The sequence below is a fragment of the Phenylobacterium aquaticum genome (assembly GCF_022695515.1).
GTDB lineage: Bacteria > Pseudomonadota > Alphaproteobacteria > Caulobacterales > Caulobacteraceae > Phenylobacterium > Phenylobacterium aquaticum.
In genome coordinates, this window is sequence record NZ_JALDPT010000072.1 from 1 (window position 1) to 8,859 (window position 8,859).

The 8,859-nt window shown below is 68.9% G+C and carries 13 protein-coding genes; 9 read left to right on the top strand and 4 right to left on the bottom strand.

Going from position 1 to position 8,859, the window contains the following annotated elements:
- The first annotated feature begins 242 nt into the window (after positions 1-242).
- Together MQH10_RS25800 and pyrE are read left to right on the top strand one after the other, a co-directional pair.
- Complete coding sequence (locus MQH10_RS25800) at positions 243-1,445, top strand: pyridoxal phosphate-dependent aminotransferase (protein WP_242566834.1); 1,203 nt, start codon at positions 243-245, stop codon at positions 1,443-1,445.
- Positions 1,445-1,981: an orotate phosphoribosyltransferase gene (pyrE, locus tag MQH10_RS25805; protein ID WP_242566835.1), complete on the top strand. Its 537-nt coding sequence runs from the start codon at positions 1,445-1,447 to the stop codon at positions 1,979-1,981. The genes MQH10_RS25800 and pyrE overlap by 1 nt, the downstream gene beginning before the upstream one ends.
- Positions 1,982-1,999: 18 nt before the next feature.
- Here pyrE and MQH10_RS25810 read toward each other — a convergent pair whose 3' ends face one another.
- A complete protein-coding gene (locus MQH10_RS25810; protein ID WP_242566836.1) occupies positions 2,000-2,233 on the bottom strand; it encodes a DUF2171 domain-containing protein in 234 nt (77 codons plus the stop codon).
- Positions 2,234-2,346: 113 nt separating this feature from the next.
- Here MQH10_RS25810 and MQH10_RS25815 point away from each other — a divergent pair, with 113 nt between their 5' ends.
- The 3 genes from MQH10_RS25815 to MQH10_RS25825 all read left to right on the top strand — a co-directional run bounded on the left by MQH10_RS25815 (position 2,347) and on the right by MQH10_RS25825 (position 3,409).
- Positions 2,347-2,955 carry a DUF6807 family protein gene (locus tag MQH10_RS25815; RefSeq protein ID WP_242566837.1) on the top strand — a complete coding sequence of 203 codons (609 nt, stop codon included), beginning with the start codon at positions 2,347-2,349 and terminating at the stop codon, positions 2,953-2,955.
- 62 nt (positions 2,956-3,017) lie between these two features.
- Entirely contained in the window at positions 3,018-3,236 is a 219-nt protein-coding gene (locus MQH10_RS25820) for a hypothetical protein (protein ID WP_242566838.1), read from the top strand.
- Entirely contained in the window at positions 3,233-3,409 is a 177-nt protein-coding gene (locus MQH10_RS25825; RefSeq protein WP_242566839.1) for a DUF4169 family protein, read from the top strand. Before MQH10_RS25820 ends, MQH10_RS25825 begins: the two co-directional genes overlap by 4 nt.
- Before the next feature lie 89 nt (positions 3,410-3,498).
- Here the strand turns inward: MQH10_RS25825 and MQH10_RS25830 are convergent, their stop codons facing one another.
- On the bottom strand, positions 3,499-4,266 hold the full coding sequence (locus tag MQH10_RS25830) for a ubiquinone biosynthesis protein COQ4 (protein ID WP_242566840.1): 768 nt from the start codon (positions 4,264-4,266) through the stop codon (positions 3,499-3,501).
- A gap of 125 nt (positions 4,267-4,391) precedes the next feature.
- Here MQH10_RS25830 and MQH10_RS25835 point away from each other — a divergent pair, with 125 nt between their 5' ends.
- A complete protein-coding gene (locus MQH10_RS25835; RefSeq protein WP_242566841.1) occupies positions 4,392-4,604 on the top strand; it encodes a ribbon-helix-helix domain-containing protein in 213 nt (70 codons plus the stop codon).
- Here MQH10_RS25835 and MQH10_RS25840 read toward each other — a convergent pair.
- Both MQH10_RS25840 and MQH10_RS25845 read right to left on the bottom strand, forming a co-directional pair.
- Entirely contained in the window at positions 4,601-4,780 is a 180-nt protein-coding gene (locus MQH10_RS25840; RefSeq protein ID WP_242566842.1) for a hypothetical protein, read from the bottom strand. The genes MQH10_RS25835 and MQH10_RS25840 overlap by 4 nt on opposite strands.
- Before the next feature lie 4 nt (positions 4,781-4,784).
- Positions 4,785-5,018 (bottom strand): hypothetical protein, encoded by a 234-nt coding sequence (locus MQH10_RS25845; RefSeq protein WP_242566843.1) that lies wholly within the window; start codon positions 5,016-5,018, stop codon positions 4,785-4,787.
- 116 nt (positions 5,019-5,134) lie between these two features.
- On the opposite strand from MQH10_RS25845, the gene MQH10_RS25850 reads away from it, so the two are divergent.
- The 3 genes from MQH10_RS25850 to MQH10_RS25860 all read left to right on the top strand — a co-directional run.
- On the top strand, positions 5,135-7,474 hold the full coding sequence (locus tag MQH10_RS25850) for an ATP-dependent helicase (RefSeq protein WP_242566844.1): 2,340 nt from the start codon (positions 5,135-5,137) through the stop codon (positions 7,472-7,474).
- A 65-nt stretch (positions 7,475-7,539) separates the two neighbouring features.
- Positions 7,540-8,442, top strand: coding sequence for an alpha/beta fold hydrolase (locus MQH10_RS25855; protein ID WP_242566845.1), 903 nt, complete (start codon positions 7,540-7,542; stop codon positions 8,440-8,442).
- Positions 8,443-8,544: 102 nt separating this feature from the next.
- The coding region (locus MQH10_RS25860) for a hypothetical protein (RefSeq protein ID WP_242566846.1) at positions 8,545-8,859 on the top strand (315 nt) is incomplete at its 3' end.

Consider the following 8,859-nt stretch of genomic DNA (forward strand, 5'->3'; position numbering starts at 1 on the left):
GCCGCGCGTCGAGCGCGGATCGTGGAGCCCGCCGCGCGGCGTGGGCAGGGGTCGGAGGATTCTGGACATGGAAGTCTTTCAGGCCCCGAGGCTTCGCGCGGCGCGCGGGCGGCCAGGAGCGCGAGGCTTATAGCACACGCCGGCCCGAAAGCGGCGGGAACTTCCCTTCCCGGCTTTGCCTTGCCGTCCCCTTCGGCTAAACCGCGCCCGTTCCTTCAAACCTGTTCGGGAGTTTCCCCGCCATGTCGCTCGAATCCGCCGCGCTGTCTCGCGTTAAGCCCTCCGCCACCCTGGCGGCGGACGCGAAAGCCCGCGAACTGAAAGCGCAGGGCCGAAACGTCATCTCGCTCGCCGCGGGCGAGCCCGACTTCGACACGCCGGACAACATCAAGGAAGCCGCGATCAAGGCGATCCGCGACGGCAAGACCAAGTACACCAATGTCGACGGCATTCCCGAACTCAAGGAAGCCATTGTCGGCAAGTTCCAGCGCGAGAACGGCCTGACCTACAAGACCAGCCAGGTGAACGTCTCGCCCGGCGGCAAGCCGGTCATCTGGAACGCCATGATCTCGACCCTGAATCCCGGCGACGAGGTCATCATCCCGACGCCCTATTGGGTCAGCTACTGGGACATCGTCCTGCTGGCCGGCGGGACGCCCAGGGCCGTGGCCACTTCGGCCGACACCGGCTTCAAGCTGCAGCCGGCCGATCTCGAGGCCGCGATCACGCCCAAGACCAAGTGGGTGTTCCTGAACTCGCCATCCAACCCCTCGGGCGCCGCCTACACCAAGGCCGAGCTGCGGGCGATCGCCGACGTTCTGCTGCGCCACCCGCATGTCTGGATCCTCACCGACGACATGTACGAGCACCTTGTGTTCGGCGACTTCCAGTTCTGGACCATCGCCCAGGTCGAGCCTCAGCTCTATGACCGCACGCTCACCATGAACGGGGTCTCCAAGGCCTACGCCATGACCGGCTGGCGGATCGGCTATGCGGCCGGCCCGGAGGCCCTGATCAAGTCCATGGCCAAGGTCATGAGCCAGACCACCTCCAACCCCTGCTCGATCTCGCAATACGCCGCGGTCGAGGCCCTGAACGGCACCCAGGAGTTCATCAAGCCGAACGCCAAGCTGTTCGAGGAACGCCGCGACCTGGTGGTCTCCATGCTGAACCAGGCCAACGGCATCCACTGCCCGACCCCGGAAGGCGCCTTCTATGTCTATCCGTCGGTCGAGAAGCTGCTGGGCAAGGTGAGCCCCTCGGGCAAGGTGATCGAGAGCGACCAGGACTTCGCCGTCGAACTCCTGGAGCAGGAAGGGGTCTCGGTGGTGTTCGGCGCGGCCTTCGGCCTCTCGCCGTTCTTCCGCATCAGCTACGCGACCTCCAACGCCGTGCTGGAAGACGCCTGCACCCGCATCCAGCGCTTCTGCGCCGCGGTGAAGTGATGGATCCCGCCGCCAGGTCCGCCCTGGCGGCGGACATCGACGCCGCCGCCCGGCTGAAGGGCAGCTTCAAGCTGCGCTCCGGCCAGGTGTCGGACGAGTATTTCGACAAATATCGGTTCGAGGCCGACCCGCGCCTGCTGGCGCGGGTGGCGGCCGCCATGGCGCCCCTGGTGCCCGCTGGCGCCCAGGTGCTGGCGGGGCTGGAGCTCGGCGGCGTGCCGATCGCCACGGCCATGTCGCTCGCCACCGGAACCCCGGCGGCTTTCGTGCGGAAAAAGGCCAAGGACTACGGGACCTGCCTGGCCGTCGAGGGCGGCTCGGTCGCGGGCCTGAAAGTGGTGATGATCGAGGACGTGATCACCACCGGCGGCGCCGTTCGGGACGCGGCCCGGCTCCTGGCCGAGGCCGGCGCGGAGGTGATCGGCGTCGTCTGCGCCATATGGCGCGGCGAGGGACCGCCGCGGATCGAGGGGCTGGACCTGCCGGTCTGGCCCGCCCTGACCCGCGACGACCTCAATGCAGCGAGGGGCGGCTAGCGCCCTTCACGCCGATCCTTAGTGCTTCTCGCGCCAGGCGGCCTTGGCGGCGTCTTTGGTCAGGTTCAGGCGCACCTTGTCGTCCTCGATCTGATCCACCCAGCTGAGCGGGATGAGGTGGTGCTTGAACCCGCCGCCCAGATCGAGCTTGGCGAGTTCGATCTCGGCGCCCTGCACATGGTCCACCCGGCCGACATGGCCGCCGTCGGACCCGATCACTTCCATATGTTCGCGAATGTTCTCGGCTTGCATGGGACTGCGTCTCCTCGGTTGGGGTGCGTTCGAAACGCCCTTCCTGTCGAAGAGTTCATGGCGCAGCTGGCGGCCGCCGCGCTATTCTTGCGGCCTCGTCTCGGAGTTCGCCCATGCCTCGCCTCCGCCCGGTCGCCGCCCTCGCCGGCGCCCTGACCCTGGCCTCCGCCCTCCAGGCCCACGCGGCCATCGACGCCAAGCTGGCGCCGGACCAGGTGACCATCACCGACGACGGCAAGACCGTCCTCGTCTATCGGGCCCGCACCCAGGATCCGTCCCAACCCGGCCGCTCCAACTATGTCCACCCGCTCTATGCGCCGGACGGAACCCTGCTGACCGAGGATCGCGGCGCGGACTTTCCCGAACAGCGCGGCGCCTTCTGGGCCTGGCGCCAGGTGCGGCTGAACGGCCAGCTTGTCGCCGACGGCTGGGGCATGAGCGGCCTCACCTATTTCGTGAAGGCGACGAAGTTCCAGGGCCAAGTCGACGGCTCCGGCGTGCTGACCCTCGACACCGACTGGATCGTCTCGACCGGCGGCGAGCTCGTCTACGTGGCCCGCGAGACCACCGCGATCACGGTCTATGCCCTGAACAAGGGCGCCCGCCGCATCGCCTTCGACACCACCATCACCCGCGGGTCGATGGTCTGTCCCTGGGCGGCAGCGAGGATTCCAAGGGCTATGGCGGCTTCGCCCTGCGCCTGGTCCGCCCCGACAGGCTGACCTTCGCCGCTCAGGGCAAGATCGTCGCCCCCGCCCAGGATCAGATCGCCGGCGGCCCGTCCATGGGCTTCAGCTGGGCGAATGAGGCTGGCCTGCCCGCCTGGGCGCTCGGCCTGGCCTGCAAGGCGCAAGGCAAGCCGATCACCCAGTGGATCCTGCGCAACACGCCCTCGATGCAGAACTGCGCATTCCCTGGCCGGGCGCCCTTCACCCTGACCAAGGACACGCCCCTGCATCTGGAATCGACCCTGGTGATCCAGCCGCGGAGCCCGGCGAAATGAGCGAGATCGTCAATCTGAACAAGGCCCGCAAGGCCCGCGCCCAGGCCGAAGCCAAGGCGACCGCCGCCGCCAACCGCGCCAAGTTCGGCCGCACCAAGGGCGACAAGGCGGCGATCAAGCTCGAAGCCGCCAAGACGACGCGCACCCTGGATGGGGCCAAGCGCGAGGACTGATCTGTCCAAAAGAGATTGAGGCGGAGGAGGCTCGACTCTCCCCCGCCCCATGGCCGCCGAAAGGAACCGGATCCGGCGGGTAGAGCTCGTCAGGCCGCCATCTGCTGAGCCGGGACCGCGCTGTCGCGGGCTTCCGGCGGGATGGAATTGTAGAGCGTGGCGGGCGTGATATTCAGCCGGCGGCGCGCGGCCTCCAGCGGCTCGTTCAGCAGGGTCTCGTAGTCCTCGCCCAGCAGCCAGACGGCGGCCTTGCCGCGGGTGTAGCCCTGCCAGATGGCCTTGGCGTAGGGGTGCTTGCCGTCGCGCGCGCGCAGGGCGGCGGCGACGCCGATCAAAGCCCAGCCCAGGCCCTTGGTCTGGGCGTAGGAGAAGGCGACCAGGCAGGCCTCGCCCAGCGCATCGCGGTGATAGCCCGACAGGATATGCCAGATGTCGTGGACGTCGCGGGTGCGCCGGCCGAACCAGGCGATCGGGTGGGCGATCTCGCCCTCCTTGCCGATCGTGCGGCTGACCTCGGCCAGCCCCTCGGCGGACAGGTTCTCGCTGCGGATGAACTCGCGATAGGCGGCGCCGACCGTGCCGGGCGCGAAGCTGTCCAGCCAGGCGTCGTCCATCAGCCGCGGCGCAAGTTCCTTGCGCTCATAGGCGATGCGCCCGCCCTGCACCGTCGTCAGCAGTCGGCGATAGCCGTCGGCGGTCGAGGTGCCGTTCAGCGCCCGCATGATCTCGAACACCTGGCCGGTGTCCTCCTTGTCATTGAGCAGCTTGCGGACAGCCTTAAACGCCGCGCCCCATTGCAGCCGGGGCTTGGGGATCGGGCGGGTGGCCGGGTTCAGGTCGATCACGGTGGCGGTCATGAAGGCATCCATAACTGAACAATGCTTGGATTGAAAGTGACGGATGTGTCATCTTTATTTCAACCGGCGCGCACCGCGCCAAAATCCGCCATTGCGCGGCGCATCCGTTCGGCCGACTAAGTCCCATGGCTCGATTGAAAAAGCGTTCCATCCTGCTCGCGGGACACGCCACCTCCCTGGCCCTGGAGCCGGAATTCTGGGCGGTGCTGGAGGAAATGGCGGCGGCCGAACAGGTCAGCCTCGCCGGGCTGATCGCGCGGCTGGACGAAGGGCGTCAGGGCGGCCCCCTCGCCTCGGCCTGCAGGCTCGCGGCCCTGGCCCACGCCCAGCGGCGCTAAGGCGCGAGCGCCGAGGCTGACGACGGGGAGATCGACCGGACGCTCACCGCGGGCGGGTGCAGCCACCTCAAGAGCAGGACGAACCCCACCACCAGGGCGATGGCCAGCAGGGCCCACAGGAGCGGGGAGCCCGAGGGCGGATCAGGCGGCGGACCTTCGCGGTCGTCGAGAGACACGCCCCTAACGCGCCGTCGGCAGCGGCGGATCGGGCATCTGCGGCCCGCGCGGCAGGCTGGGCGGCATGGGGACCCGGACCGACAGGCCCGAAGGACCATGGTCGGCGATCTGCTGGCGGGCGCCGGACCAGGCGAAATAGCCCGCCGCGGCGGCGACCAGCACGACAAGGGCCAGGATGAACAGCAGGCGCGGAAGGCGCCCGTCCTGGGCCCGCGCGGTTCTCATCTGTGCGACCATGATGTTTCCCCGGACCCGCCCCGCCCTCTGGGTGGCCCATGCCGGCCTAACGTCCGAGACCCGTGGAGCGTTCCAGGGGACTTAAGCGGCGGGCGTCATGTGCTACATATGTTCCAATGTCCTCGCATGACTCGTTCGATCCCGCCCCCGCCCCTCGCGTCAGCGATCTCGCCCGCGTGCGCGGTCCTGACTATCTGGAGGGGCTGAACCCCGAGCAGCGGGCGGCGGTCGAGGCGACGGAAGGGCCGGTCCTGGTCCTGGCCGGGGCGGGCACCGGCAAGACCCGGGTGCTGACCACCCGCCTCGCCCACATCCTGGCCACCGGCCGCGCCAAGCCCTGGGAGCTTCTGTCGGTCACCTTCACCAATAAGGCGGCCAAGGAGATGCGGGAACGCATCACCCACATCATCGGCCCCCAGGCCGAGGGCCTGCGCTGGCTGGGCACCTTCCACGCCATCGCCGCCCAGATCCTGCGCCGCCACGCCGAGCTCGTCGGGCTGAAGTCCAACTACACCATCCTCGACACCGATGATCAGGAGCGGTTGATCAAGCAGCTGCTCGAGGCCGAGAACATCGACGCCAAGCGCTGGACGCCCAAGACCCTGGCCGGCCTGATCGACCACTGGAAGAACCGCGGCTGGACGCCCGAGAAGCTGCCCCCGGCCGAGGGCGCGCACTTCGCCAACAACAAGGGCCAGAAGCTCTACCAGGCCTATCAGGACCGGCTGAAGGTGCTGAACGCCTGCGACTTCGGCGACCTCCTGCTGCACAACCTGACCATCTTCATGTCCCACCCGGACGTGCTGGCCGACTATCACGAGCGCTTCCGCTACATCCTGGTCGACGAGTACCAAGACACCAACATCGCCCAGTACCTCTGGCTGCGGCTGCTGGCCCAGAAGCGCCAAAACGTCTGCTGCGTGGGCGATGACGACCAGTCCATCTATGGCTGGCGCGGCGCGGAGGTTGACAACATCCTGCGCTTCGAGCGCGACTTCCCGGGCGCGACGGTGATCCGGCTGGAGCGCAACTACCGCTCCACCAGCCATATCCTCGCCGCCGCCTCCGGCCTCATCGCCGCCAATAAGGGCCGGCTGGGCAAGACCCTGTGGACCGAGCAGAACGGCGGCGAGAAGGTCATCGTCCGCGGCGTCTGGGACGGCGAGGCCGAGAGCCGGCTGATCGCCGACGAGATCGAGCGCGCCCGCCGCGGCTCCACCGACAAGGAACCGCGCAAGTACCGCGACATGGCGATCCTGGTCCGCGCCTCCTTCCAGATGCGGGCCTTCGAAGAGCGCTTCGTTCTGTTGTCGATCCCCTACACGGTGGTCGGCGGCCCGCGATTCTTCGAGCGGGCGGAAATCCGCGACGCCCACGCCTATCTGCGGCTCATCCAGTCGCCGGACGACGACCTGGCCTTCGAGCGCATCGTCAACCAGCCCAAGCGCGGCATCGGCGACACCACCGTCCAGAAGCTGTTGCAGATCGCCCGCCTCGGCGGCGTGCCGGCCTTCGTCGCCGCCCGCCAGATCGTCCAGAGCGACGAACTGCCGGCCCGCACCCGCACGGCGCTCGCCAACTTCCTGCGCGACATCGACCGCTGGCGCGGCCAGGTCGACACCCTCACCCTGCCCCGTCTGCTGGAGCAGGTGCTGGAAGAGTGCGGCTATACGGACATGCTGCGCCTGGACAAGACGCCCACCGCCCAGACCCGGCTGGAGAACCTCAAGGAACTGGTCCAGTCGGTCGGCGCCTTCGATGCGCTCGGCGCCTATCTGGAGCACGTGTCCCTGGTCATGGACATGGACCGCGGCCCCCAGGCCGACGCCGTCCAGATCATGACCCTGCACTCCGCCAAGGGCCTGGAATTCCCGCTGGTCTTCCTGCCCGGCTGGGAGGAAGGCGTCTTCCCCTCCCAGCGCAGCGTCGACGAGAAGGGCGAGAAGGGCCTCGAGGAGGAACGCCGCCTGGCCTATGTCGGCATCACCCGCGCCCGCGAGGAGGCCCGCATCTCCTTCGTCGCCAACCGCCAAGTCTATGGCCGCTGGACCAGCCAGCTCCCCTCCCGCTTCGTCGACGAACTGCCGCTGGCCAATGTCGAGGCCTCGTCCGAGACCGGCTATTACGGCGGCGGCCCCGGCATGCAGCAGCACGGCAGCCGCTGGGACGAGACCCCGTCCTTCGGCGCCGGCTACACTTCGCCGGGCTGGAAGCGCGCCCAGTCCCGCGACTACAAGGGCAGCCACCTCGGCCGCCAGCAGGTGATCGAAGGCGAGGGCCGGCTGGTCGCCGTCTCAGAGACCTCGGCCGCCAGCGCCTACAAGCGCGGCGACCGCGTCTTCCACCAGAAGTTCGGCTACGGCTCCGTCGCCGCCGTCGAGGGCAACAAGCTCACCGTGACCTTCGACAAGGCCGGCGAGAAGAAGGTCATCGACAGCTTCGTGGAGAAGGGCTGAGCCCTTCCCTCGGCTCACTCGCCTCCCTAAGGTTCCGGCCATCACCAGGGACGCAAGGACACCCCATGCCGCAGATCACCGCCAACGGCCTGACCTTCGAATATGACGCGCACGGGCCGGAGGACGGCGAGGTCCTGCTGCTGATCATGGGCCTGGGCGCCCAGATGACCACCTGGCCGATGGACCTGATCCAGAACCTCGCCGACCGGGGCTTCCGCGTTGTGCGCTACGACAACCGCGACGTCGGCCTGTCGCACAAGCTCGACCACCTGGGCATGCCGGATATGCCGGCGATCTACACCGCCCTGATGGCCGGCCAGAAGCCGCCGGCCCCCTATTTCCTGTCCGACATGGCCGCCGACGCCGCCGGCCTGATGGACGCCCTGGAAATCGAACGGGCCCACGTGGTCGGCGCCTCCATGGGCGGCATGATCGCCCAGATGGTCGCCGCCGAGCATCCGCACCGGGTGCTGTCGCTCACCTCCATCATGTCGACCACCGGCAACCCCGCCCTGCCCCCGGCCAAGCCGGAGGCCATGGAGCGCCTGACCAACCGCGGCCCCGATCCGACCGTCGACCTGGAGGCCTTCCTGGATCACGGGATCGAGGGGTCGAAGGTCATGGCCGGCCCCGCCTTCTCGGCCGACCTTGACGAACTGCGGGCCCAGCTGCGCGCCACCTATGAGCGGTCGTTCTATCCGGTCGGCTTCGCCCGCCAGATGGCCGCCATCGTGGCCAGCGGCGACCGCCGCGCCGCGCTCGCCGGCATCAAGGCCCCCACCGTCGTCATCCACGGCATCGACGATCCGCTGGTCCCGCCCACCGGCGGCGAGGACACGGCGGCGACCATCCCCGGCGCCGAACTGCACATGGTCCCCGACATGGGCCACAACCTGCCCAAGCCCCTGGTCGGCAGGATCGCCGACCTGATCGAACGGGCCACAACCCTGGCCAAGACCAGCGTCTGACCTGAGGGACCGGCGCCCGCGATCAGGGCGCCGGTCTCGCATCTCTCGCCTCAGGGTCGAATGAACTGAACCTCCGCCGCGGTCACGCGCTATAGAGCCGCCATGGAGTCCCGAAAGACCAAGATTCTGCTTCTCGGCGTCGGCGCCGCGGCCCTGCTCGGCCTGATGGCCGGCGGCCTCGCCACGCCGGACTTCGCCGCCCTGGCCACCACCAAGGACGCGGAGGCGACCCCGACCACCGCCCGGCGCGGTTTGGGTCATGAGCTGGCCGCCAACTGGACCAGCTTCACCGGCGAGATCCCCGACTATGTGATCGGCACCGACTGGGCGACGCCCGGCGCCGCCGCGGCCGCCTGCAGGACACCCCCGCGGAGGCCGAGCCCCCGCCCCGACCCCGGTCGCCCGCCGCCGCCGCGG

Excerpts from the sequence above, each read along its gene's own strand:
- MQH10_RS25815 (WP_242566837.1), top strand. The coding sequence starts at position 2,347 with ATGCCTCGCCTCCGCCCGGTCGCCGCCCTCGCCGGCGCCCTGACCCTG.
- MQH10_RS25830 (WP_242566840.1), bottom strand. The coding sequence starts at position 4,266 with ATGACCGCCACCGTGATCGACCTGAACCCGGCCACCCGCCCGATCCCC.
- MQH10_RS25825 (WP_242566839.1), top strand. The coding sequence starts at position 3,233 with ATGAGCGAGATCGTCAATCTGAACAAGGCCCGCAAGGCCCGCGCCCAG.
- MQH10_RS25810 (WP_242566836.1), bottom strand. The coding sequence starts at position 2,233 with ATGCAAGCCGAGAACATTCGCGAACATATGGAAGTGATCGGGTCCGAC.
- MQH10_RS25835 (WP_242566841.1), top strand. The coding sequence starts at position 4,392 with ATGGCTCGATTGAAAAAGCGTTCCATCCTGCTCGCGGGACACGCCACC.
- MQH10_RS25850 (WP_242566844.1), top strand. The coding sequence starts at position 5,135 with ATGTCCTCGCATGACTCGTTCGATCCCGCCCCCGCCCCTCGCGTCAGC.
- MQH10_RS25800 (WP_242566834.1), top strand. The coding sequence starts at position 243 with ATGTCGCTCGAATCCGCCGCGCTGTCTCGCGTTAAGCCCTCCGCCACC.
- MQH10_RS25845 (WP_242566843.1), bottom strand. The coding sequence starts at position 5,018 with ATGGTCGCACAGATGAGAACCGCGCGGGCCCAGGACGGGCGCCTTCCG.
- MQH10_RS25820 (WP_242566838.1), top strand. The coding sequence starts at position 3,018 with ATGGGCTTCAGCTGGGCGAATGAGGCTGGCCTGCCCGCCTGGGCGCTC.
- MQH10_RS25855 (WP_242566845.1), top strand. The coding sequence starts at position 7,540 with ATGCCGCAGATCACCGCCAACGGCCTGACCTTCGAATATGACGCGCAC.
- pyrE (WP_242566835.1), top strand. The coding sequence starts at position 1,445 with ATGGATCCCGCCGCCAGGTCCGCCCTGGCGGCGGACATCGACGCCGCC.